Source organism: Tenacibaculum sp. nBUS_03 (genome assembly GCF_051201695.1).
Lineage (GTDB): Bacteria > Bacteroidota > Bacteroidia > Flavobacteriales > Flavobacteriaceae > Polaribacter.
Genome location: NZ_CP179214.1, coordinates 2,219,982 through 2,242,709 on the forward strand (window position 1 = coordinate 2,219,982; position 22,728 = coordinate 2,242,709).

Consider the following 22,728-nt stretch of genomic DNA (forward strand, 5'->3'; position numbering starts at 1 on the left):
AGAAGAAATTCTGGCCTTTTTTATGTTTTTTACTTTACCTATACTGTTAATTTAAAAAGTACTTTAACAAACTATGAGTATAAGGAAAGTTAAGCTTAAAAATATTTTCTTATACCGAAATCACGTTTTTCTCATTCAACACTCCGACCTCTATCATACATGCTTTCATCATTTTATAAGTACGTTCAATATCGTTATCTAATCCGATAGAAAAACGAATTAAACCATCTGTCAAGCCCATTTCTTCTTGTTCTGCTTCAGGTATCTCAGATGATGTAGATGTTCCAGGAGCAGAAAATAATGTTTTATAAAAACCTAAACTCACAGCTAAATACCCTAAATTTCGATTCTGCATTAACTCCATTAAAGCATTTGCCTTTTCTAAAGACCCTGCGTCAATAGTTAACATTCCACCATAACCGTATTCTTCGTTCATCATTGACTTAAAAACCTCATGTGAAGGATGAGATTTCAGCCCTGGATATACTGTTTTTACTCCATCAGCTTCAAATTTATCAGCTAAAAAACTAGCGTTTTTACTATGTTGTTTCATACGAATATGCAAGGTTCTCATATTTTTTAAAATAGAAGCAGAGCGTAAAGAATCCATTGAAGCTCCTAACAACATACTAGCGCCATCAATTACACTTTTTTGCGAATTTACAAAATCTAAAGTACCACAAACAACTCCACCCATCGTATCTGAAGAACCATTAATAAATTTTGTTAAACTATGAATTACAACATCTGCACCTAGTTGAACAGGTGAAATAGACAATGGTGAAAAAGTATTATCAACCACTAATTTTAAATCATATTTCTTAGCTAATACTGACAACTCTTTTAAGTCAGCTACCTCTAACAATGGATTACTCACCGTTTCACAATAAATTATTTTTGTTTTTTCAGTTATAGCTGCCTCAACAAGTTCTAATTTTGTAATATCAACAAAAGATGTTGAAATATTCATCCGAGGCGTAAAGTTCTTTAAAAAAGCATAAGTTCCTCCATAAATAGTTCTACTTGACACCACATGATCACCGGCACCACAAATTTGCATAATTGTTGCTGTAATTGCTCCCATACCAGAACCTGCTACATTCGCCGTTTCTGTTCCTTCCATGGCTGCTAAAGCTTCTCCTAAATATAAATTTGAAGGTGATGTATGTCGTGAATATAAGTAACACCCATCTGTATTACCTTCAAAGGTATCAAACATTGTTTTTGCTTCTAAAAAGGTATATGTAGAAGAATCAGAAATAGAAGGATTTACCCCTCCAAATTCTCCAAAATACTGTAAGTCTTGAATATTATTTGCTGGTTTAAATTTCATATTAAATAGTATTTAGTTGTCTTATTAACAAGCTAAATACCTATTTTTTTGATAAAAAATCAATACATTAGCACTTATATAGATTTTTTTTCTGTTTTTATAATTAATTTTAAAAATCAGACTAAAAAACACCTCTATTATTATTAATATTTAGATTATTTTTCAGATGAAGTTAGATATAATTGACAAAAAACTTTTAACACTGCTACAAAAGGACAGTAAACAAACTAACAAAAGCTTATCATTACAACTAGGACTATCTGTTACTGCTGTTTATGAACGAATAAAAAAACTGGAAAGGGAAGATGTTATTACTCAATATGTTGCTGTTGTTGATAAAAACAAGATAGAGAAATCGCTATTAGTTTTTTGTCATATAAAACTTGAAAAACACACTAAAGAGTATATTACTGATTTCGAAAAAGAAATAAACAAACTACATGAAGTAACTGAATGCTTCCACCTAAGTGGAGAATATGATTACCTTTTAAAAATATATATTAAAGACATGGACTCCTACAGAGAATTCATGGTAAATAAAGTAACTGGTTTAAAGCATATAGGTAGCACTCATAGTGTTTTTACAATAGGTGAAGTTAAAAACACCATTGCCATTGCTTTATAATTCTTAAAAAGGAAGTTTTATTACTTTATTCTTTTTGGGTTTTCTCAAATATAAATATTTCTTATTATAATCAATAAAAGCCTTACCAGTCTCTAAAATATCTGCTCCAATAATACCATGTACCTCCTCAGCATCATGCTGCGTTAAAGCTGCATTTACATGTGATAAATCAAAAAGAACTAAATCACACTTTTTAGTTTTCCAATTACCAATTTTAAGTAAATTATTTTCTGATTTCTGAGTTTCCATATCTGTTGCACCTGCACCAGCTGCTTTAATTTCACTTTCTTTAGAAATCAATTTAAAAAAATTAATTAAATCAAGTCCAACACATGAGTTTGAAGCACCAGTATCTAAAATAAAACGCCCCTTAACTCCATTAATTGAAGCTTTTAATTCCAAATGGTTTGTAACCATCTTCTTAAGCTTTATTTTAATATATTTCTTTTTCTTTAATACTTTTTTCAAACTTGCCATTTCTTGTACTTTTGCTACAGATACAAAAGTACGTCATTACTAGTAAATGAAATAATCAATTTAATATATTAGTTTTTTCATTCTAATTGAGTACAACTAAAGAAAACAACAACAATGATTACCGATACTCATACCCATTTATATTCTGACCAATTTGACGAAGACAGAGACGAGATGATACTACGAGCAAAAGAAGCAGGAGTTTCTCGCTTTTTCATTCCAGCCATTGATAGTTCCTACACCGAAAAAATGCTCGACTTAGAAAAACAATATTCTAAAGATGTTTTTTTAATGATGGGATTACACCCAACATCTGTGAAAGAAAACTATAAACATGAATTAGCACATGTAAAAGAATGGATTGATACTCGTAACTTTTATGCAATTGGTGAAATAGGCATTGATTTATATTGGGACAAAACATTCTTAAAAGAGCAACAAGAATCTTTTAAAACACAAATACAATGGGCTAAAGAAAAAAAACTTCCTATTGTAATTCATTGCCGGGAAGCTTTCAATGAAATTTTCGAAGTATTAGAAAGCGAAAAAGGAGATGACTTATTTGGTATATTTCATTGTTTTACTGGGAATGTAGAGCAAGCTAAAAAGGCTATTTCATACAATATGAAATTAGGTATTGGCGGAGTTGCTACTTTTAAAAATGGTAAAATTGATAAATTTTTAAACCAAATAGATATAAAGCATATTGTGCTAGAAACTGATTCTCCGTATTTAGCACCAACACCTTATAGAGGTAAAAGAAATGAGAGTTCATTCATTACTCAGGTAATTGATAAATTAGTTGATATTTACGGGCTAACATTCAAGGAAATTTCCGAAATTACAACTCAGAATTCTAAAGATATTTTTAGTATTTAAATCAATCTTGCATGAATAAAACAATCCCTTTAAATTTATTTTTACTAACCAATCTTCTAAGTTATGGTCAAGATAAACAATTTAGTTTACAAGACTTTCATACTGTTATTCAAATGATTACAACATCTACTACAGAACTTGGCAACCCAACAAAACTGTACAAAAGCTAGTTAAGCAAAATATAGTTTAACTGCCATTTGTTCTAGAAACATTTTGACTTACATACTAAAAAAGAATTTATTGTTACTGATGCCATGAATATCATGAAAGGAGTATCTATTATAAAAAACACTCCTTGATATGTAGCCAAAGCTGAAATGCAATATGACTTAAACACCTGTTAATAAAATTTCAACTAGAGACCAGTCATTAAAAAAAATGAAAATCAATCAACTAAAAGTTTACCTTAGCTTATTTTAAACAAGTGACTATTTTGAATTTAGAAACAATACATTATAAATCACCTATAGGAATTGCAGAAATCACTGGAAATGAAAACGGTATACAATCTATTTCTGTTGTAAACAACGACTCATTAACCACGCTAATTAACGCTACCTCAAACACACCGAATACTCTAAAAAATTGTGTAACTCAATTAGATGAATTTTTCAAAGGAAAACGAACCAAGTTTGATTTAAAATTAAATCCTCAAGGAACTATTTTTCAACAAAAAGTTTGGAAAGAGTTATTAAAAATTCCTTTTGGAAAAACTAAATCTTACCTTCAACAAACAAAACAAATTGGAGATATAAAAGCTATAAGAGCCGTAGCTTCAGCAAATGGAAAAAATCCGATTTGGATTATTATTCCTTGTCATAGAGTTATTGGCTCTGACGGTTCTTTAACTGGATATGCTGGAGGAGTATGGCGAAAAAAATGGTTGTTAGACCATGAAAGCGGATGCAAACAGCAAACTCTTTTTTAAAATACCCCAAAAAACTAATTTAAGTTACGCTTTTCTATAAAAAATTTCTTTAGTAAAAAACTACATTCTTCTTCTAAAACACCAGATATTACTTTTGTTTTAGGATGTATTTTAGTGCCTAAAACACTAAATCCAAGTTTAGGCTCATTTGCTCCATAAACTATTTTTCCTATTTGTGTCCAATAACTAGCTCCAGCACACATTTGGCATGGTTCCAACGTAACATACAATACACAATCTTTTAAATACTTACCTCCTAAAAAATCTGCAGCAGCAGTAAAAGCTTGCATTTCAGCATGAGCAGTAACATCATTTAATGTTTCTGTTAAATTATGACCTCTAGCTATTATTTGATCTTTAAAAACCACAACTGCACCAACAGGAACTTCTCCTTTATCATAAGCAAATTGAGCCTCCTGCAAGGCTTTTCTCATAAAATAAACATCATCAAACGGATTCATTACAACAGCTTTTAGACAGTATTAAACAAAAGTAACCAAAAATTAAATGAGCTAGCTCTATTCAAAATACTTATTTTTGTCAAAATTCTTAAGTTTGACAACTATTCATATTTCTGAAAATAAAAAAGTTTATTTCGCTTCTGACCAACATTTAGGAGCTCCAACACAAGAAGCAAGTTTTCCTCGTGAACAAAAATTTGTTAATTGGTTAAATCAAATTAAAGACGATGCTGAAGCTATTTTCTTGCTGGGTGATTTATTTGATTTCTGGTTTGAATATAAAACTGTAGTTCCTAAAGGATTTGTTCGTGTTTTAGGTAAACTTGCAGAAATACGAGATAGCGGAATTCCTATTTACTTTTTTGTAGGCAATCACGATTTGTGGATGCATGACTATTTTGAAAAAGAATTAAATATTCCTGTATTCCATTCTCCTCAAAAATTTAAATTAAATAATAAAACTTTTTTAATTGGTCATGGAGATGGACTAGGTCCGTCATGATAAGGGCTACAAAAGAATGAAAAAGGTATTTACCTTTCCTTTATTCAAATGGATGTTTAAATGGTTACACCCTGATTTAGGAGTACGATTGGGGCAATACATGTCGGTAAAAAATAAACTTATCTCTGGTGATGAAGATGCTAAATTTTTAGGAGAAGAAAATGAATGGTTAGCGCAATACTGTAAAAGAAAATTAACAACTGACCACTACGATTATTTTGTTTTTGGCCACCGTCATTTACCTCTTGACATACAATTAAAAGAAAACAGTAAATATATTAATCTTGGTGACTGGATACAATATTACACGTATGGATGTTTTGAAAAGGACACACTAGCTCTAAAAAAATACTAAACAAAAAAACTGTCATTTCTGACAGTTTTTTAATAGTTAATTCAAAAAAATATTAAAACTTAAATGTAAGTCCCGCTTTAAAAGAGGTACCATTAAAACCAAACTGGTTAACTTCCCATGGATATCTAAATCTTCCTCCTAAATCGGTAACTGGATCTCCTTTCGGATCTATTTCATCTGGGAAAACATCAAATAAATTATTTACTTGTGCTCTAAACGAAATCATATCAGTAAAGTTATATGCTAATGATAAATCAGTAACCACTTTACCTCCAAACGTCTGATCTTTAAAAGGATCAGAAGCATGCCTCCAAGTAACTTCTCCAAAATATGTGTTATTTAAATTTGCTGTAAAATCACCTATTTTATAATCTGCTCCAAATAAAAACTTCATATTTGGTCTAGCACTTGTAATCCTAGATTGTTCTTTCCTGTTAAAAATCTTGTTCTTATAATTATTCAGTTTAGTAGGTGTTTTTACCTCTCCTTCTAAATTTGTTTTATTAACATTTAACCCTGCATTTAAACCTAATTTACCGGAAGCAAAGTTTATATTTTTATGTCGTAAAGTAAAATCATACCCTTGAGTTATTGTACTAGCTGCATTAATAAAAAACTTAATACTTGTTACATTATTATCATTCAATATCTGTTGAACGGCAGCATTTGGATTCCCGTTATCATCTGTTCCATTAATTTCACCAGTAAACAACACTCTATCATCCACTCTAACATTATAATAATCAAAAGATATTGTAAAATCTCTTGATGCTTTCACTGTTAAACCTGCAGATATATTTTTTGACGTTTCAGCAAATAATGAGGCAACACCTAAATCTTTAATCACGGGACTCACGTTGTTAAACGTACCTTGATTAGAGATAGTACCTCCAGAAACTAATGTTTGAACATTGCTTAAATACACCTGATGTAAAGACGGCGCTCTAAATCCAGTACTATATGAAGCTCTTAAAACACCTGCTTCACCTATTTTATATCTTGAGTTTATTTTCCAAGAAGTATTCCCTCCAAAATCAGAGTAATTCTCATAACGAGCTGCACCACCAACTAAAAAGTTATCATTAACATCCCAATCAATAGTAGCATAAGCCCCCACATTTACCCTTGTTTCATTAAGCGCATTTCCAGGCTGTAATCCAGGAAAAGATTGCGCTCCTCCATTTATATATGATTCTTCTTGACCAGCAGTAACTTCAAAACGCTCTTGACGCCCTTCAATTCCTAAACCAACACTAACCTCTCCAAAAGATCTATTCACATCAAAATTCCCAAGAATATTGCTAAACGCATAAGCACCAGCATCAAAACTAGTAGGACTATTTGCTCCTAAACTAGGGTTTATTGTATTACCTATTGTATAATCAACAGAATTACCTCCATAAGTAGCACTTATATCTGCATTAAAACCACCAAGCTTAAATCTACTACCCGCAGTGAATAAAATATCTTTTATATTTGTTTCAAAAGTTGGTTGAAAACCATTGTAAGGCTCACCCGACGGTGTTAATAAACCAAAATCATCAGTAATCCAGTAAGGAGGTCTATACAAGGCAAAACTTTTTCCTTTTCTTAAATTACCACCTCCAAAAGCATATATAACTGTATCATCGCTTAACGGGTACTCTGCGTTGATGTACAAATCTCCTTTTTTCATCTCTGGTTGTCCAACAATCATTCCTAAATCTGGATTATCTTTAGTCCATTGATTATTCACTCCAAACAAATTATCTTTCCCTGGCTCTCCAGCTCTATTAGTGTAATCTTGGTAACCAAAACCAAGAGTGGCGTTTAAAAAACCACCATTTCCAAACGTAAGCGTATGATTAACATCTGCGTCGATATTGAACCCATCACCTCTAGATGTTACTCCTGAATTAATATTTACTTTTGTAAAATCTACATTTTTCTTTAAAATAATATTTACGACACCAGCGACTGCGTCAGACCCATACTGAGCAGAAGCCCCATCACGTAAAATCTCAACTCTTTCAATAGCCGCTGTTGGAATACTTTTCATATCAGTACCAACCTCACCTTTTCCTGGAGTATCATTTACATACACTAAAGCACTTTGATTTTTTCGCTTCCCATTAACTAAAACTAAGGTTCTACTACGGACCTAAACCTCTTAAATCTGCAGGATCAAAATGTGCAGTAGCATCGGAAATTGTTTGATTTGTTGAATTATATGACGGTACAGTATATGTTAGCATTTGGTCAATATTTGTTTGACCTGTTGCCTGTAACTCACCCACTCCTATGTTATCAATTGGCACTGCAGAATCTAAAATTGTTCTAGGTTTTGCTCTATTACCAGTTAAAACCACCTCATCTAAAACACCACTATCTTCTTTCATTATTATAGAGAGGCTAGAAGCTCCTTTTACACTTTTTTCAATGGTAGCATATCCCAACGAAGAAAAAACAAGCACTGAAGGTACTTTTTTTAACTGAATTGTAAATTCACCATTATCATTAGTGCTTACTCCATTTGTAGTTCCTTTTTCTATAACATCTATAAAAGGAATACCTTGTCCACTTTCATCAGTTACTTTACCTTTTACGGTTTGCGCCATCATGGAAGTAAAGCACAACAAAGTAAAAACAGTAACCAGCTTAGTTATTTGTCTCATAATCAACAGTTATTAAGTAATAATATTTTTAGGACAATTTTGGATCAAAATTATCCACTCAATAACAAAAGACTTAAATTTTAACTATATACTCTTTAAAAATCATAAAATTTTGTTTTTTTGTAATTTTTACTACTTTTTTAGGTTTAACCATACTTTAACAATTGTTAAATTCATAATATTGTAGTTTTGTTTCACATAAAAGCTAATATAATTCAAACACATATGGATGTAGATGTAAGAGTAATTAATGAAAAAATAGAACAAGAAAGTGCTTTTGTAGATTTATTAACTACAGAAATGAATAAAGTAATAGTTGGTCAAAAACACATGATTGAACGATTACTTATTGGCCTTTTAGGTAATGGACATATTTTATTAGAAGGTGTTCCTGGACTAGCTAAAACACTTGCTATCAACACCCTTTCTAAAGCTGTACAAGGAAGTTTTAGTCGTGTTCAATTTACTCCTGACTTACTCCCTGCTGATGTAGTAGGTACAATGATATACAATGTGAAAGAAAATGACTTCTCTATAAAAAAAGGACCAATTTTCGCCAACTTTGTATTAGCCGATGAAATTAATCGTGCTCCAGCTAAGGTTCAATCCGCTTTACTTGAAGCCATGCAAGAACGCCAAATTACAATTGGTGATGAAACTTTTAAACTTGACGAACCTTTCTTAGTTATGGCTACTCAAAACCCAGTAGAACAAGAAGGAACATATCCTTTACCAGAAGCTCAGGTTGATCGTTTTATGCTTAAAACAGTAATTGATTACCCCAAATTACAAGATGAACAGTTAATTTTACGTCAGAATTTAAATGGTAATTATGCTAAAATTAATCCTGTAGTATCTATTGACCAAATTATAAAAGCTCGTGAAGTAGTAAACGAGGTGTACATGGATGAGAAGATTGAAAAATATATTTTAGATATTATTTTTGCAACTAGATATCCAGAAAAGTACAATCTAGAAAAAATACAACCATTAATTAGTTTTGGCTCTTCACCTAGAGGTAGTATTGCATTAGCTAAAGCTGCCAAATGTTATGCCTTTATAAAAAGAAGAGGGTATGTTATTCCTGAAGATGTAAGAGCTATTGCTTATGATGTATTGAGACATAGAATAGGAATCACATACGAAGCTGAAGCTGAAAACATTTCATCAATAGACATTATTAACACAATTATTAACGAAATTCAAGTGCCTTAATTTTTAAATTATATTTTAACTAACCAATAGTTTTGTAAGAAAAAATCTTACCCCTTTAAAAATTAATTATAACTAGAAATGACTTACAAATTAACAACGTACAAAACATTAACTGGAACAAAAAAAATTTTAGAATTAACAAAAAGAAAAAAAACTGAAGCCATTGTATATAAAAACAATGAACCTGCTTTTCATATTGATTGCTTTGATTTACAAACCGAATCAAATGTTATTATGAACAGCCTGGTACTTTGTCAAAAAAGAAATATCAGTGATGTAGTTAAAGAAATAGCTATAAAGAACAATGTAGATTTATCAATAAAAGAGGCTCCGTTATTTTCAATTGAAAAATCATTTGAATTTAAAGAACTAGATTTGCCTCCTTTACCCGAAAATTGGTTAAACTAATTAATGGATACAAAAGAGTTACTAAAAAAAGTTCGTAAAATTGAAATCAAGACACGAAGGTTGTCTAATCATATTTTTGGAGGAGAATACCACTCAACCTTTAAGGGTCGTGGTATGACCTTCTCTGAGGTTAGACAATACCAATACGGTGATGATATTCGTGCTATTGACTGGAATGTTACTGCCAGATATAATGAACCCTATATAAAAGTATTTGAAGAAGAACGCGAGCTAACCATGATGCTAATGGTTGATATTTCTGGTTCTGAATTTTTTGGCACTAACCAACAATTTAAAAAAGATACCATTACTGAAATAGCAGCTACTCTAGCTTTCTCAGCAATTCAGAATAATGATAAGGTAGGCTTAATTTTATTTTCTGACCAAGTTGAATTATTTATTCCTCCAAAAAAAGGAAAAACTCATGTATTACGAATCATCAGAGAACTTATAGAGTTTGAGCCTAAAAGCAAAAAAACTAGTATTGACGAAGCTTTGAAGTTCTTATCAAATATTATGAAGAAAAAAGCTATTGTTTTTATGCTTTCTGACTTTTTAGATGATGGATACGAACGTACTCTTAAAATCGCAGGTAATAAACATGATGTCACTGGGATTAAAGTATACGATAAGCATGATCAAGAAATTCCAAACCTTGGAATGGTTCCAATGATTGACGCTGAAACGGGTAATATACAACTTGTAAACACTAGCTCTTCATCAGTAAGAGCTCAATACAAAGCTAATGCATTACGTTTAGCTGATTATTTTAAAAATACATTCAGAAAAAGCGGTGCAGGGATTATTAACATTAGAGCTGATGAAAGCTATGTAAAAAAACTATTAGCCTATTTTAAACAAAAGGGATAATTGTTAAAAAATGACACTGAACAATGAAGCATAAATTATTTTACATATTATTCTTACTTACGCTATCTATTAGTTATGCACAGTCTTCAATGGTTAAAATTGAAGCAGACACTACTAACATTCGGATTGGAGAACAATTTGAATATAAAATAACTATAAATGAAACTGAAAATGTTATTATTCCTGAACTAGAAAATTTAAAAGGTTTAGAAATAATTGATTCCTTGAAGATAGATACGATTAATAGTAAACTTATTAAAAAATATAAGTTAACTGGTTTTGATAGCGGTGCATTTTACATTCCAAGACAGCAAATATTCATTAAAAATCAACCTTACTTTACTGATAGCTTGTTAATAAATGTTGCAACTATTGCTATTGATACAACAAAAAGAAAAAAGTTTCCTATAAAAGGTATCATAGGAGAACCTTACATTTTTGATGATTTTAAAATTTATATTTATTGGGCTTTAGCTTTATTATTGATAGCTATTTCAACTTTATACTTTGCCTTAAAACGAACAGACAATAGTTCGTCAAAAACATTCATCCCTAAACTAGCACCATATCAAGAAGCTTTAAGGAATTTAAAATTACTTGACGAAAAGTTACTATGGCAAAACAACAAAACAAAAGCTTATTACAGTGAGCTAACCGCAATTGTTAGGACCTATATTGAAAGAGAATTAAATGTACCTGCATTAGAACAAACAACAAATGAACTGGTAGAAAGTTTAGTTGATTTCAGTAACTCAAAATCTATTGTAACCGATAAAGAAACTATCAATAAATTAAAGAGTCTTCTACAACAATCAGATCTTGTAAAATTTGCTAAGTCTAAACCAATGGCTCACGAAATTGAAGCTGATAGAAATATAACTACTTACATCATTAATAATCTGAAACCTTCAATCTCTGAAGAAAACTCAGAAACAAGTTATAGTAAACCTGTAGTCATCGTTCAAAAACCTGAAATAAACAACCCTAAAATAATGATCAAACTATTGTTATTAGCAATAACTTTTCTCATTGTTTTTTTAATTTCATTTGGGGTTTATAAAGCAATCTCTTCCTCTAACCCTATAAAACAACCAGTAGAAAATGTTCAATAATTTTGAGTTCCATAGTCCAGAGTTCTTATGGCTACTGATCTTAATTCCATTACTGGGTTTATGGAATTTTTTAACAAGAAAAAAAGACAGTGCTAAATTAAAAATAGCGAGTACAAAAGGATTTACTGTAAAGAGTTCTTTTTTACCTAAATTAAAGCCAATCATATACATTTTAAGACTTTTTGCTTTAGCATCTATTATAATTGGATTATCTAGACCCAGAAATGTTTCTATTAGCAAAAAAACAAAATCTAACAGAGGTATTGATATTGTTATGGCAATTGATGTTTCTGCAAGTATGCTAGCTAAAGACCTAAAACCAAATCGTTTGGAAGCCTTAAAAAGAGTTGCCACCGATTTTGTAAACAGAAGACCAAATGATCGAATAGGCATTGTTGTTTATGCTGGCGAGAGTTTTACTCAAACACCAATAACGAGTGATAAATCAATAGTTAAGAGAACTATTTCAGAAATTAAATGGGGACAACTAGAAGGAGGAACTGCTATTGGAATGGGGCTTGGATCAGCAGTAAACAGATTAAAAGAAAGTAAAGCTAAAAGTAAAGTTATTATTTTACTTACTGACGGAGTAAACAATGCTGGTTTTGTAGACCCGAAAACTGCTACAGAGCTAGCAAAAGGAAATAATATTAAAGTGTATACCATAGGCATTGGAACAAATGGAATGGCTGCCTTCCCATGGGCCAAGGACCCAAGAACTGGTCAAATAACCTTTAAAAATCAACAAGTAGAAATTGACGAAACTCTACTAAAGCATATCGCCAAAGAAACTGAAGGAAAATACTTTAGAGCAACTAATAATACAAAATTAAAAGCTATCTATGATGAAATAGATAAGCTTGAAAAAACAAAAATAGAAGAATTTAAGTACTATAATTACACTGAGAAATATCGTTTTTGGGTGTTTTTAGGAGGGTTATTATTAGTAGTTGAATTCCTATTAAAAAACACAATTTTTAAAAGCTTTATATAATTACCCTATAATTATGTACAAAATAGAAGAACCAATATATTTTTACTTTTTAGCAATTATTCCAATAATAATTGTCTTTTTTCTACTTATTTTATGGTGGAAAAAAAGAACACAAAAAAAGTTTTCTTCTCCTGAGTTACTAGCAAAGCTTGCCCCTAACTATTCACCATTTAAATCAACATTAAAACTAACATTTTTTTTAATCGGGATTTCTTTTTTAATCATTTCGTTAACGAACCCCAAAATGGGAACAAAACTAAAAACTGTTAAAAGAGAAGGAGTTGATGTGGTATTCGCTTTAGATGTTTCTAAAAGTATGCTTGCAGAAGATATAGCACCTAATCGATTAGAGAAATCAAAACAAATAATATCAAAAATAATAGATAGACTAGGAAGCGATAGAGTAGGTATAATTATTTATGCTGGTAATTCATACCCACTATTACCAATTACTACTGATCATGCCGCTGGTAAAATGTTTTTACAGAATGCAAATCCTGACATGGTTTCAAGCCAAGGAACTGCTATTAATGAAGCATTGAATCTAGCTAAAACATACTACAATAATGACGAACAAACTAATCGTTTTTTAATTATTATTTCTGATGGTGAAGACCATCAAGAAGAAACTAAGCAAATAGCTCAGAATATAGCTAATGAAGGTGTAAAAGTTTATACTGTAGGTGTTGGTAGTGAAAAAGGAAGTCCAATACCTATAAAATTAAACGGCTCACTTATTGGTTACAAAAAAGATAGAAAAGGGGAAACAGTTATCACTCAAAGGAAGGCAAAAATACTACAAGAAATTGCTGACATAGCAAATGGAAGTTATATTGATGGTAACAAAACTGACAAACCTGTAACCAGCATTTCAGATATAATTGCAAATGCTCAAAAAAGCGAATTTGAAACAAAGCAATTCTCTGATTATAAAGATCAATTTCAATGGTTTTTAGGTATTGGTTTACTGTTTTTAATTCTTGATATCTTTTTATTTGATAGAAAGACAAAATGGTTAAAGAAAATAGACTTATTTAATGAGGAAGTTAAAAAATAAAAAGATGAGTAATTTAATTAAAATACTATTCAGCTTGTATCTTATAACTATTTCAACAATAGTTACAGCACAACAAGATACTTTAAAACTTCAAAGAGAAGCGCGTTCATTAGTTCGACAAGGAAACAAACTTTATGACAAACAGAAGTTTGACGAGGCATCAATCGCTTACAGAAAATCTTTAAGTAAAAATAATAATTACGGTAAAGCTAGCTATAACTTTGGAAACACCTTATACCAAAATAAAAAATATAAAGAAGCAGTTTCACAATTTGAACTAGCAGCAAAAACCGCTAAAAATAAAATTTCTAAAGCAGAAGCGTACCATAACATTGGTAACTCTATGATGGAACAAAAACAATTCCAACAAGCAGTAGATGCATATAAAAACTCATTAAGAAACAACCCTAACGATGATGAAACACGCTACAATTTGGCTGTTGCACTAAAGGAATTAAAAAAAGAGCAAAAAAACAAAAAGAACAACAAGGATAAGAATAAAAAAGACAAGAAAGACAAGAAAAAGAACCAAGACAAAGACAAAAACAAGGACAAGGACAAGGACAAGGACAAGGACAAAAAAGAAGGGGACGATAAGGACAAGAAAAACGATAAAAAGGACCCTAAAAAGGATAAAAACAAAGACCAACAGGACAAGAAAAATAACGACAAAAAAGATAAGCAGAAGCAAAAGCCTCAACAAGGCAAAATGACTCCTCAGCAAATGAAACAATTGCTAGAGAGCTTAAACAACGAGGAGAAGAAGACTCAGAAAAAGATGAATGTAAAAAAATCAAAAGGTCGAAAAGTAAAACAAGAAAAAGACTGGTAATTAAAAAACAAAGTGTTTTTTATTTTAAAATATTATTTTTACGCACATTAAAAATGAACAAGGATATAAAATTTTACATATTAATACTTATAAGTGTTTTTTCACTTACCATTAATGCTCAAGAAAGTGTTTTAAACGTAAGTGTTAGTAAAAACAAACTAGGCGTAAACCAACGTTTTAGAGTCCAGTATACAATTAATAAGCAAGGTGCTGATAATTTTAAAGCTCCAAATTTTGTAAATTTTAAAATAGTTGGAGGCCCAAGTCAATCCGTTAGTCAATCGTGGATAAATGGTAAAATGTCATTTTCACAATCTTATACCTATATTTTACAACCAAAAAGAAAGGGAGAGTTCGATTTACCTGAAGCCTCAATAGAAATTGACGATAAAATTATTAAATCTGGGACTGCGAAAATAATAGTTTTAGATGCTGTTGACATCCCTAAAAACCCAAATGACCCTGAATATATAGCTTCTCAAAATATTCATTTAGTCGCTGAGATATCAAAATCAAAGCCTTATGTTGGAGAAGGTATTTATGTTGAATATCGTTTGTATTTTAGTGAAAACGTAGGAATCTATGATAACGCCATAACACAATCACCACAATATAATGGTTTTTGGAATCAGGAAATTAAAAGAAACGGAACTCCTGTAAAAGAAGGAACTTATAATGGTGAAAAATATAGATATGCAGTATTACATAAGGCATTATTAATTCCAACTAAAGCAGGAAAACTAACTATTGACCCAATGAAAATGGATATCATAGTTGCTGTTCCTACAGGTAGAGCTGACTTTTTTGGTAATGTAATTACACGTCAAGTAAGAAAAGAGTTTTCATCTACTAAGAAGACAATCCAATCAAAATCACTACCGACTTTAAATAAACCAAAAAATTTTACAGGTGCCGTTGGAGAGTATTCCTTTGATGTATCATTGAGTAAAGAAATTTTAAAAGCTAATGAATCATCACAAATAAAAATATCAGTTAAAGGGAAAGGAAACCTAAAACTCTTTGAGCTTCCAAAAATTGAAACTCCAAAAGAATTAGAAGTATACCAACCTGAAAGAAAAGAAAAAGTAAGCATCACATCAAATGGACTTAGAGGAAGTGTAACAGACAGCTATACTGTTGTACCACAATATAAAGGAAAATATAAAATACCTTCAACCAGCTTCTCTTATTTTAATCCTAAAGAGAACGTATACCAAACAATTACGTCTAAAGATTTGTATGTAGATGTTTTGGAAGGAAAAGAACTCGCTACAAACTCAGACAATACAAATAATGTAGAAAAAAGAGATGTAAAAATGACTGATGCTAGTTTTAGATACATACAAAATTCATCTAATTTTCATTCAAAAGAACATTCTGATTTTTTCAAATCTCCTTTATTTTATACACTATTGCTTCTTCCTTTTATAGCGATACCCTTAATTATTATAATTTATAAGAAGAAAGAAGAAAGAGATGGTGATGTACTAGGAAATAAACAACGAAAAGCAGACAAGCTAGCAAAGAAATATTTATCTGAAGCATCTAAACAATTAGGAAATAAAGAAGCATTTTATGAAGCATTAGAAAGAGCTTTGCATAATTACCTGAAAGCTAAATTAAAAGTTGAAACCTCTGATATAAGCAGAGAAAAGATAACACAATTACTAGAAGAAAAAAATGTTAACTCAGCTTCAATAAGTGAATTTATTGACGTGTTAAATGATTGTGATTTTGCTCGTTATACACCAATAGACAATACGCAAATGAATCAAGAGTTTGAAAAAGCAAAACAAGTAATTACTCAATTAGATAAACAGTTATAATGAAGAATTTTATTTTTTTATTAGTATTCATTACAAACCTTGTATCTGCACAAAATGTTGATGCTTTATTTTCTGATGCTAATACTTTATACAAAACAGGAAAATACAAAAATGCAATTGAAACTTATCAAAAAATAGAAGAATCGGAACAAACATCTTCTGAACTATACTTTAATCTAGGTAATTGTTATTATAAATTAAATCAAGTTGCACAGAGTATATATAATTATGAAAAAGCATTATTAATAGACCCTTCTAATGAAGATGCTAAAAATAATTTAATCATAGCAAAACAATTAACTCTGGACAGAATTGAAGAATTACCTAAATCTTTATTTCAAAAACTTAATATAAATTATTTACAAAAATTTCATTACAACACATGGGCTTTAATTGTTGTAATATTATCAATAATTGCTGGTATTCTTTTTTTATTCTTTTATTTCTCAAATAATCCAGCGAAAAAGCGATTCTATTTTATAACAAGCATGGTTTCTTTTATACTATTGCTAACTTCACTGATAATAACATTCAAACAACATGACACGTATATAAAAACTAAAGAAGCAATTATTTTTGCTAAAGAAGTTTCTATTAAAAATGCACCCACCCAAGATTCAGAAGAAATTTTCACTTTACATGAAGGTACTAAAGTAAAAGTCTTAGATACTGTTGATAACTGGAAAAAAATTAAACTAATTGACGGAAAAATTGGTTGGTTACTATCAAAAGACGTTAAAATATTATCCATTTTTTAATTTTATTAACAACAATATAATACTATAAATAGTATATTTGTTAGCTATAGAATTATGAGCAAACAAATATTTATTTATTTTCTAACAATTATTTTGATTACTTCAGTGGTAGTTCCCACTTATATTACGTTGTCTGAAAAAAAATGTGAAAGCTCATTGGTTAATGATACTGACAGTGATGAAAACGTTGAAGAATATAAAATCAAATTATACTGCATAAACGATTTTATTGCTTCTTATCAAGTTATTGTTTCTCAAAGAGAAGTTTTACACCTGTCAAAATCATATGCTTCAATAAGTAAAACACTAGAATCTCCTCCTCCCGAGTTTTTAATATAGCTTACTCAAATCTCAATCAATAAAAAAACACTCTCTAATAATAACTTAAAAAAGTTTTTAAGTAAATGTGTGTTATGCATAAAACTGGGTGAAAATTGATTGAATCAACTTATCATAATAATTTATAATTCGTCAATTTTTTTAAATACTAAAAATTGATCAAAAATTTATAGTTCATGTTCAAAACAATTAAAAATGATTTACCCGCTAGTGTAGTAGTGTTTTTTGTTGCTTTACCTTTATGTTTAGGTATAGCATTAGCTAGTGGTGCTCCTTTATTTGCTGGTCTTATTGCAGGTATAATTGGAGGTACTGTTGTAGGAGGCTTAAGCGGTTCTAAAATAGGAGTTAGTGGTCCGTGCTGCAGGATTAGCAGCTATTGTATTATCTGCTATAGGAACTTTAGGTGGTTATGAGAACTTTCTTGTAGCTGTCGTATTAGGAGGTATAATACAAGTATTATTAGGGGTTCTTAAAGCTGGTGTTATTGGTTATTATTTTCCCTCTTCTGTGATTAAGGGAATGTTAACTGGTATTGGAATCATAATTATCATAAAACAAATACCTTTCTTTTTCGGGTATGATAAATCAGTAGAAAACATTTCACTAGAATCTATCAGTTTAGGTTCTACATTGATAGGTGTTATAGGGTTAGCCATATTACTACTTTGGGATAAAGTGTTATCTAAAAAAGGGAAAATATTTCAGATAATCCAAGGGCCTCTTGTTGCTGTTGTTGTAGGTATTATCTTTTACGTAATTACTCAAGGTAATAATCAATTTGGTATCAACGCAGCTCAATTGGTAAGTGTTCCTGTTCCAGAAAGTTTTGATACTTTTTTAGGTCAATTTAGCTTTCCAAATTTTGATGCAATTACAAACAAAGATGTTTGGATTATAGCATTTACAATTGCTTTAGTTGCAAGTTTAGAAACTTTATTATGTGTAGAAGCGACTGACAAATTAGATCCAGATAAAAATGTTACGCCTACTAATAGAGAATTACTTGCTCAGGGGACAGGAAATATCATTTCAGGTTTAATTGGAGGTTTACCAATTACACAGGTTATTGTAAGAAGTTCTGCTAATATCCAATCTGGAGGTAAAAGTAAATTATCAGCTATCATTCATGGTTTTCTATTATTGATTTCTGTAATATTAATCCCTACCCTTTTAAATAAAATACCTTTATCAGTTTTAGCGGCTGTTCTATTAATTGTTGGTTTCAAATTAGCCAAACCCGCTTTATTCTTTCAAATATACAAACAAGGCTTAAAGCAATTTTTACCTTTTATTGTTACCGTTTTAGGTATTGTTTTTGCTGATTTACTTATTGGAATCGGTTTAGGTTTATCTGTAGGAATTGTTGTAATTCTATTTAAAAGTTATCAAAACTCTCACTTTTTACATATTGAAGACAAAAGTAACGGACTTCACAAAATTAAGATGTCATTAGCTGAGGAAGTAACTTTCTTTAATAAAGGTGCTATTTTAAAAGAATTAGACAGCTTACCAGAAAACACGTATTTAGAATTAGATGTTCGAAAAACAAGGTATTTAGACAATGATATTATTGAAATATTAGAAGACTTTGCATTTAAAGCAAAAGAGAGGAATATTGATATTAAATTAATATCTGAAAGAGGTATTGTTGAAAATCCTTCAAGTTTTATCGAGTTTTTTAAGTTAAGACCAAAAGCTTCATAAATGAACACATCAAAACATAAAATTGTCGTACTATCCGATTTAGGAGATAGTACGGCAATATCGTTGAATACTGCTATTAGTTTAGCAAAAAAGACCAATGCTAGCATTCATTTATTTCATGTTAAAAAACCAAGTGATATAGTGAGTACTGATAATCAATTATCAGCAAATAGAGCTATAAATACCAAGTTTACTCAAACCAACAAAGACATTAATGAATTAGTTTCTAGCTATTCTAAAAAGTATGGAATAAATATTACGTCTTCTTTTACTTTTGGAAATATTAAGAATGAAATTGATGCTTTTATAGAAAACACAAATCCTAGCATTATAGTAATCGGAAAACGTAGAAATAAAAGTATAACTGCTTTAGGTGATAAGATTAGTAAACATATTTTAAAAAGAGAAGGTAAAACAATTGTTATAGCCTCTTCTACAAACAATATCACACCTGAAACTGAAATTTCATTAGGGGTATATAATGAGTTAGAAAAACAAAGCAATGATTTCATTACTGAAATTATTGAAAAATATAATAAAACTCCTTTAAAAAGCATTAGAGCAAACAAAAAAGATATCAAATCGTTAGAAACAAAAGACATTAACTTGTTAATTGTAGACAGAGAAAATGTAAAACCTAAATCTACAAAGTCATTTAATGAACTACTTAGAAAAATAGACGTTTCTTTAGTAGTTGCAAATTAAAAATGTTAATTTCAAAATAACCTAAATTAATAAATCCATTTTGAACATGAGTATTTATAAATTACATTTTTTTAGTATATTTATTCCTACTCAACTCGAGAAATATGAAAAAAATATTTTCAAATCTTAAAGGAGATCTCTTTGGAGGGATTACAGCAGGAATTGTAGCATTACCATTAGCCTTAGCTTTTGGAGTTTCTTCAGGACTAGGACCAAGTGCTGGTTTATATGGAGCTATTTTCATTTCCTTTTTTGCAGCTCTGTTTGGAGGAACAGACACACAAATATCTGGGCCAACTGCCCCTATGACAGCTGTTAGTATGGTTGTTATAGCAAGTATACTTGCTTCAAATGACGGTGATGTAAACAAAGCCCTACCAACCATTCTAATAGTTTTCTTGTTGGCTGGTTTATTTCAAATTGTGCTAGGAGTATTAGGCTTAGGTAAATATATTAGATACATTCCTTATCCCGTTGTTTCAGGTTTTATGACTGCTATTGGTGTTATCATATTAGTAACGCAAGTGTTACCTTCAGTGGGTTACTATGCCAAAGAGGATACTCAATTTGTTGAGCAATTTAAGCCTCTAGCGCAAGAAATAATTTTAGAAAACATCTTAAAAGATGAAGCTGGTGAAGGAATATTAGTTTTAGAAGATTTCAAAGAAACCATAAATAGAGCTGAGCAAACAACAAACGCTGATATTTTAAAAGAAAGTAAAACTCTGGCTGGTAAAGAGGCTTCAGGTGTTTTAGGAACTTTTAAAGTTTTACCTAGAGCTTTAAAAAATATTAATTGGTTAGAATTAATGTTAGCCTTAGGTACTATTTTTATTATATATGGTTTTAAACGGATTACAACTGCAATTCCAAGTACTTTAGTGGCTTTAGTGGTTATGACCTCTATAGCGTTAGGTTTTAGTTTAAATTACAGACCTATTGAAGAAATTCCTGGAGGCTTTCCTATTCCCAATCTAGAGATATTTTCAAACTTTAGTATGGTAAATATAACTCCATATATCTTTACTGCGCTAACCCTTTCTTTATTAGGAGCAATTGATTCTTTATTAACATCAGTTGTAGCTGATAATATGACCAAGACAAAACACAAACCAAATAAAGAACTAATTGGTCAAGGAATTGGTAACAGTATTGCAGCTTTTTTTGGTGGAATTCCTGGAGCTGGTGCCACCATTCGTACTGTTGTTAATATTAACTCTGGAGGTAAAACAAAGCTTTCGGGTATGATTGCTGGTATAATGCTTCTTGTAATTTTACTAGGTTTAGGACCTATTGCTTCAAAAATACCTGCTGCTGTTTTAGCTGGTATTTTAATTACAGTAGGAATTGGAGTGATGGATTATAAAGGATTAAAAGCAATTCCAAACCTACCAAGAGATGCGAAAATTGGGCCATTCAAAGTAAGTTCGGAAGTAATTATTATGATAGTTGTATTACTTCTATCAACTTTCTGGAACTTAGTATACGCCGTTGGTATTGGATTAGTAATTGCTTCTTTAATGTTTATGAAAAAAATAGGTGACTTGACTGGAAAACATTCAGATGTTAAATCCTTAAAGGAAGAAGCATGGGCAGATGAAAAAAACTTCCCTAAAAACTTATCTGAGGAAGTATTCATTAAACACATAAAAGGACCACTATTTTTTGGGTCTACCAGTGATTTTCAGCAATTAGCTAAGCAAATTCCTAATACAGCTTCCTCCATAATTATAAGGATGGATAAAATGCAGTATATAGATCAATCTGGTCTTTACGCTCTTGAAGATATTTTGGTTGACTTGAAAAAAGATGGTAAAAATGTACTTTTGGTTGATTTACTAGATCAACCTAGATATATGATGGAACGTATTGATATTATTCCTGATTTAATTTCAGAAGACTCAATATTTACAACATTTGAAGAGTGTTTAACATGGGTAAAACAAAACGTGAAAGATAAAAATTAAAAAAATATTTAAAAATGAGAAATACAGCTATTACAAAAAACATACAAGATACATTAACTCCAAATGGAGTTTTACAAGACTTACTAGAAGGAAATAAACGATACACTCAAAACAACTTAACAGCTTCAAACGTTAATGAATTGGTTAAACAAACAACAAGTGGCCAATTCCCAAAAGCAGTAATTTTATCATGCATAGATTCAAGAGTACCTGTTGAAATGGCTTTTGACCAAACAATTGGTGATGTATTTGTTGCTCGTGTTGCAGGTAATTTTGAAAACACGGATATTTTAGGAAGTATGGAATATTCGTGTGCAGTTGCTGGCAGTAAATTAGTTTTGGTACTAGGCCATGAAAGTTGCGGAGCTGTTAAGGCTGCTTGTGATGGAGTAGAACTTGGAAATATTACTGCAATGCTTGATAATATTGCGCCAGCTGCTAAGATGGCTTCTGATCAAGTTGAAGGTGTTACTGATTCATCAAATGATGAATTTGTAGCTAAAACAGTAGAGAATAATGTAAAATTAACCATTGAAAGAATCCGTGAAAAAAGTAAAATTTTACAAGAAATGGAAGATAATGGTGAAATTGCTATTGTTGGTGGTGTTTACTCTCTAAAAACAGGAGCTGTTACAATGCTTTAAACAATACATTTCTGACTTTATAGAAATTTTTAAATTCGGATGATTTTGGCAATAAAATCATCCGAATTTTATTTTAAAAT

Annotated in this window: 24 protein-coding genes and 1 pseudogene; 20 read left to right on the forward strand and 5 right to left on the reverse strand. The window is 30.5% G+C overall.

The genetic code is table 11. The features are described 5' to 3' along the window. Nucleotides 1–109: 109 nt before the first annotated feature. Nucleotides 110–1,333, reverse strand: coding sequence for an aminotransferase class I/II-fold pyridoxal phosphate-dependent enzyme (locus ACMFBB_RS10365; protein ID WP_435260711.1), 1,224 nt, complete (start codon nucleotides 1,331–1,333; stop codon nucleotides 110–112). Nucleotides 1,334–1,499: 166 nt separating this feature from the next. Between ACMFBB_RS10365 and ACMFBB_RS10370 the strand changes: the two genes are divergently transcribed. Further along, a complete protein-coding gene (locus ACMFBB_RS10370; RefSeq protein ID WP_435260712.1) occupies nucleotides 1,500–1,958 on the forward strand; it encodes an Lrp/AsnC family transcriptional regulator in 459 nt (152 codons plus the stop codon). 3 nt (nucleotides 1,959–1,961) lie between these two features. Here the strand turns inward: ACMFBB_RS10370 and ACMFBB_RS10375 are convergent, their stop codons facing one another. Then, nucleotides 1,962–2,435, reverse strand: coding sequence for a retropepsin-like aspartic protease (locus ACMFBB_RS10375; protein ID WP_435260713.1), 474 nt, complete (start codon nucleotides 2,433–2,435; stop codon nucleotides 1,962–1,964). A gap of 114 nt (nucleotides 2,436–2,549) precedes the next feature. On the opposite strand from ACMFBB_RS10375, the gene ACMFBB_RS10380 reads away from it, so the two are divergent. The 3 genes from ACMFBB_RS10380 to ACMFBB_RS10390 all read left to right on the forward strand — a co-directional run bounded on the left by ACMFBB_RS10380 (nucleotide 2,550) and on the right by ACMFBB_RS10390 (nucleotide 4,242). Beyond that, on the forward strand, nucleotides 2,550–3,314 hold the full coding sequence (locus ACMFBB_RS10380; RefSeq protein WP_435260714.1) for a TatD family hydrolase: 765 nt from the start codon (nucleotides 2,550–2,552) through the stop codon (nucleotides 3,312–3,314). Between the two features lie 11 nt (nucleotides 3,315–3,325). Further along, nucleotides 3,326–3,484, forward strand: coding sequence for a hypothetical protein (locus tag ACMFBB_RS10385; RefSeq protein WP_435260715.1), 159 nt, complete (start codon nucleotides 3,326–3,328; stop codon nucleotides 3,482–3,484). A 263-nt stretch (nucleotides 3,485–3,747) separates the two neighbouring features. Further along, nucleotides 3,748–4,242 carry a methylated-DNA--[protein]-cysteine S-methyltransferase gene (locus ACMFBB_RS10390; protein ID WP_435260716.1) on the forward strand — a complete coding sequence of 165 codons (495 nt, stop codon included), beginning with the start codon at nucleotides 3,748–3,750 and terminating at the stop codon, nucleotides 4,240–4,242. Between the two features lie 14 nt (nucleotides 4,243–4,256). On the opposite strand, the gene ACMFBB_RS10395 is transcribed toward ACMFBB_RS10390, so the two are convergent. Next, the gene (locus tag ACMFBB_RS10395) at nucleotides 4,257–4,703 is read right to left on the reverse strand and encodes a nucleoside deaminase (protein WP_435260717.1); all 447 of its coding nucleotides are present in this window, start codon (nucleotides 4,701–4,703) and stop codon (nucleotides 4,257–4,259) included. Between the two features lie 103 nt (nucleotides 4,704–4,806). On the opposite strand from ACMFBB_RS10395, the pseudogene ACMFBB_RS10400 reads away from it, so the two are divergent. Next, a pseudogene (locus tag ACMFBB_RS10400) lies at nucleotides 4,807–5,560 on the forward strand (UDP-2,3-diacylglucosamine diphosphatase). A gap of 52 nt (nucleotides 5,561–5,612) precedes the next feature. Here ACMFBB_RS10400 and ACMFBB_RS10405 read toward each other — a convergent pair. Further along, entirely contained in the window at nucleotides 5,613–7,643 is a 2,031-nt protein-coding gene (locus ACMFBB_RS10405) for a TonB-dependent receptor plug domain-containing protein (RefSeq protein WP_435260718.1), read from the reverse strand. Between the two features lie 49 nt (nucleotides 7,644–7,692). Further along, nucleotides 7,693–8,214, reverse strand: a complete 522-nt coding sequence (locus tag ACMFBB_RS10410) for a carboxypeptidase-like regulatory domain-containing protein (RefSeq protein WP_435260719.1) — start codon at nucleotides 8,212–8,214, stop codon at nucleotides 7,693–7,695. Between the two features lie 225 nt (nucleotides 8,215–8,439). On the opposite strand from ACMFBB_RS10410, the gene ACMFBB_RS10415 reads away from it, so the two are divergent. The 15 genes from ACMFBB_RS10415 (at nucleotide 8,440) to ACMFBB_RS10485 (ending at nucleotide 22,648) form a co-directional block, all read left to right on the forward strand. Then, nucleotides 8,440–9,429 carry an AAA family ATPase gene (locus tag ACMFBB_RS10415; RefSeq protein WP_435260720.1) on the forward strand — a complete coding sequence of 330 codons (990 nt, stop codon included), beginning with the start codon at nucleotides 8,440–8,442 and terminating at the stop codon, nucleotides 9,427–9,429. 78 nt (nucleotides 9,430–9,507) lie between these two features. Beyond that, a complete protein-coding gene (locus ACMFBB_RS10420; protein ID WP_435260721.1) occupies nucleotides 9,508–9,837 on the forward strand; it encodes a hypothetical protein in 330 nt (109 codons plus the stop codon). Between the two features lie 3 nt (nucleotides 9,838–9,840). Further along, nucleotides 9,841–10,707: a DUF58 domain-containing protein gene (locus tag ACMFBB_RS10425; RefSeq protein ID WP_435260722.1), complete on the forward strand. Its 867-nt coding sequence runs from the start codon at nucleotides 9,841–9,843 to the stop codon at nucleotides 10,705–10,707. 23 nt (nucleotides 10,708–10,730) lie between these two features. Continuing rightward, nucleotides 10,731–11,819, forward strand: a complete 1,089-nt coding sequence (locus ACMFBB_RS10430; protein WP_435260723.1) for a hypothetical protein — start codon at nucleotides 10,731–10,733, stop codon at nucleotides 11,817–11,819. Next, a complete protein-coding gene (locus ACMFBB_RS10435) occupies nucleotides 11,809–12,813 on the forward strand; it encodes a vWA domain-containing protein (protein ID WP_435260724.1) in 1,005 nt (334 codons plus the stop codon). Before ACMFBB_RS10430 ends, ACMFBB_RS10435 begins: the two co-directional genes overlap by 11 nt. A gap of 13 nt (nucleotides 12,814–12,826) precedes the next feature. Further along, nucleotides 12,827–13,870, forward strand: a complete 1,044-nt coding sequence (locus tag ACMFBB_RS10440; RefSeq protein ID WP_435260725.1) for a VWA domain-containing protein — start codon at nucleotides 12,827–12,829, stop codon at nucleotides 13,868–13,870. 4 nt (nucleotides 13,871–13,874) lie between these two features. Next, a complete protein-coding gene (locus ACMFBB_RS10445; protein WP_435260726.1) occupies nucleotides 13,875–14,702 on the forward strand; it encodes a tetratricopeptide repeat protein in 828 nt (275 codons plus the stop codon). 53 nt (nucleotides 14,703–14,755) lie between these two features. Then, nucleotides 14,756–16,528 carry a BatD family protein gene (locus tag ACMFBB_RS10450; protein WP_435260727.1) on the forward strand — a complete coding sequence of 591 codons (1,773 nt, stop codon included), beginning with the start codon at nucleotides 14,756–14,758 and terminating at the stop codon, nucleotides 16,526–16,528. Next, nucleotides 16,528–17,286: a tetratricopeptide repeat protein gene (locus ACMFBB_RS10455; RefSeq protein WP_435260728.1), complete on the forward strand. Its 759-nt coding sequence runs from the start codon at nucleotides 16,528–16,530 to the stop codon at nucleotides 17,284–17,286. Before ACMFBB_RS10450 ends, ACMFBB_RS10455 begins: the two co-directional genes overlap by 1 nt. Before the next feature lie 54 nt (nucleotides 17,287–17,340). Further along, nucleotides 17,341–17,625 (forward strand): hypothetical protein, encoded by a 285-nt coding sequence (locus tag ACMFBB_RS10460; protein WP_435260729.1) that lies wholly within the window; start codon nucleotides 17,341–17,343, stop codon nucleotides 17,623–17,625. A gap of 176 nt (nucleotides 17,626–17,801) precedes the next feature. Beyond that, nucleotides 17,802–18,041 (forward strand): SulP family inorganic anion transporter, encoded by a 240-nt coding sequence (locus ACMFBB_RS10465; protein ID WP_435260730.1) that lies wholly within the window; start codon nucleotides 17,802–17,804, stop codon nucleotides 18,039–18,041. Then, nucleotides 17,977–19,332: a SulP family inorganic anion transporter gene (locus ACMFBB_RS10470; RefSeq protein ID WP_435260731.1), complete on the forward strand. Its 1,356-nt coding sequence runs from the start codon at nucleotides 17,977–17,979 to the stop codon at nucleotides 19,330–19,332. Before ACMFBB_RS10465 ends, ACMFBB_RS10470 begins: the two co-directional genes overlap by 65 nt. Then, nucleotides 19,333–20,037 carry a universal stress protein gene (locus ACMFBB_RS10475; RefSeq protein ID WP_435260732.1) on the forward strand — a complete coding sequence of 235 codons (705 nt, stop codon included), beginning with the start codon at nucleotides 19,333–19,335 and terminating at the stop codon, nucleotides 20,035–20,037. A gap of 104 nt (nucleotides 20,038–20,141) precedes the next feature. Next, complete coding sequence (locus ACMFBB_RS10480; protein WP_435260733.1) at nucleotides 20,142–22,004, forward strand: SulP family inorganic anion transporter; 1,863 nt, start codon at nucleotides 20,142–20,144, stop codon at nucleotides 22,002–22,004. A gap of 14 nt (nucleotides 22,005–22,018) precedes the next feature. Beyond that, nucleotides 22,019–22,648 (forward strand): carbonic anhydrase family protein, encoded by a 630-nt coding sequence (locus ACMFBB_RS10485; RefSeq protein WP_435260734.1) that lies wholly within the window; start codon nucleotides 22,019–22,021, stop codon nucleotides 22,646–22,648. The last annotated feature ends 80 nt before the right edge of the window (nucleotides 22,649–22,728 follow it).

Bases quoted from the DNA above. Each gene is read 5' to 3' on its own strand.
- ACMFBB_RS10430 (WP_435260723.1), top strand. From the start codon at position 10,731: ATGAAGCATAAATTATTTTACATATTATTCTTACTTACGCTATCTATT.
- ACMFBB_RS10440 (WP_435260725.1), top strand. From the start codon at position 12,827: ATGTACAAAATAGAAGAACCAATATATTTTTACTTTTTAGCAATTATT.
- ACMFBB_RS10380 (WP_435260714.1), top strand. From the start codon at position 2,550: ATGATTACCGATACTCATACCCATTTATATTCTGACCAATTTGACGAA.
- ACMFBB_RS10450 (WP_435260727.1), top strand. From the start codon at position 14,756: ATGAACAAGGATATAAAATTTTACATATTAATACTTATAAGTGTTTTT.
- ACMFBB_RS10415 (WP_435260720.1), top strand. From the start codon at position 8,440: ATGGATGTAGATGTAAGAGTAATTAATGAAAAAATAGAACAAGAAAGT.
- ACMFBB_RS10425 (WP_435260722.1), top strand. From the start codon at position 9,841: ATGGATACAAAAGAGTTACTAAAAAAAGTTCGTAAAATTGAAATCAAG.
- ACMFBB_RS10460 (WP_435260729.1), top strand. From the start codon at position 17,341: ATGAGCAAACAAATATTTATTTATTTTCTAACAATTATTTTGATTACT.
- ACMFBB_RS10475 (WP_435260732.1), top strand. From the start codon at position 19,333: ATGAACACATCAAAACATAAAATTGTCGTACTATCCGATTTAGGAGAT.
- ACMFBB_RS10410 (WP_435260719.1), bottom strand. From the start codon at position 8,214: ATGAGACAAATAACTAAGCTGGTTACTGTTTTTACTTTGTTGTGCTTT.
- ACMFBB_RS10385 (WP_435260715.1), top strand. From the start codon at position 3,326: ATGAATAAAACAATCCCTTTAAATTTATTTTTACTAACCAATCTTCTA.
- ACMFBB_RS10365 (WP_435260711.1), bottom strand. From the start codon at position 1,333: ATGAAATTTAAACCAGCAAATAATATTCAAGACTTACAGTATTTTGGA.
- ACMFBB_RS10445 (WP_435260726.1), top strand. From the start codon at position 13,875: ATGAGTAATTTAATTAAAATACTATTCAGCTTGTATCTTATAACTATT.
- ACMFBB_RS10420 (WP_435260721.1), top strand. From the start codon at position 9,508: ATGACTTACAAATTAACAACGTACAAAACATTAACTGGAACAAAAAAA.
- ACMFBB_RS10435 (WP_435260724.1), top strand. From the start codon at position 11,809: ATGTTCAATAATTTTGAGTTCCATAGTCCAGAGTTCTTATGGCTACTG.
- ACMFBB_RS10395 (WP_435260717.1), bottom strand. From the start codon at position 4,703: ATGAATCCGTTTGATGATGTTTATTTTATGAGAAAAGCCTTGCAGGAG.
- ACMFBB_RS10465 (WP_435260730.1), top strand. From the start codon at position 17,802: ATGTTCAAAACAATTAAAAATGATTTACCCGCTAGTGTAGTAGTGTTT.
- ACMFBB_RS10485 (WP_435260734.1), top strand. From the start codon at position 22,019: ATGAGAAATACAGCTATTACAAAAAACATACAAGATACATTAACTCCA.
- ACMFBB_RS10370 (WP_435260712.1), top strand. From the start codon at position 1,500: ATGAAGTTAGATATAATTGACAAAAAACTTTTAACACTGCTACAAAAG.
- ACMFBB_RS10455 (WP_435260728.1), top strand. From the start codon at position 16,528: ATGAAGAATTTTATTTTTTTATTAGTATTCATTACAAACCTTGTATCT.
- ACMFBB_RS10480 (WP_435260733.1), top strand. From the start codon at position 20,142: ATGAAAAAAATATTTTCAAATCTTAAAGGAGATCTCTTTGGAGGGATT.
- ACMFBB_RS10375 (WP_435260713.1), bottom strand. From the start codon at position 2,435: ATGGCAAGTTTGAAAAAAGTATTAAAGAAAAAGAAATATATTAAAATA.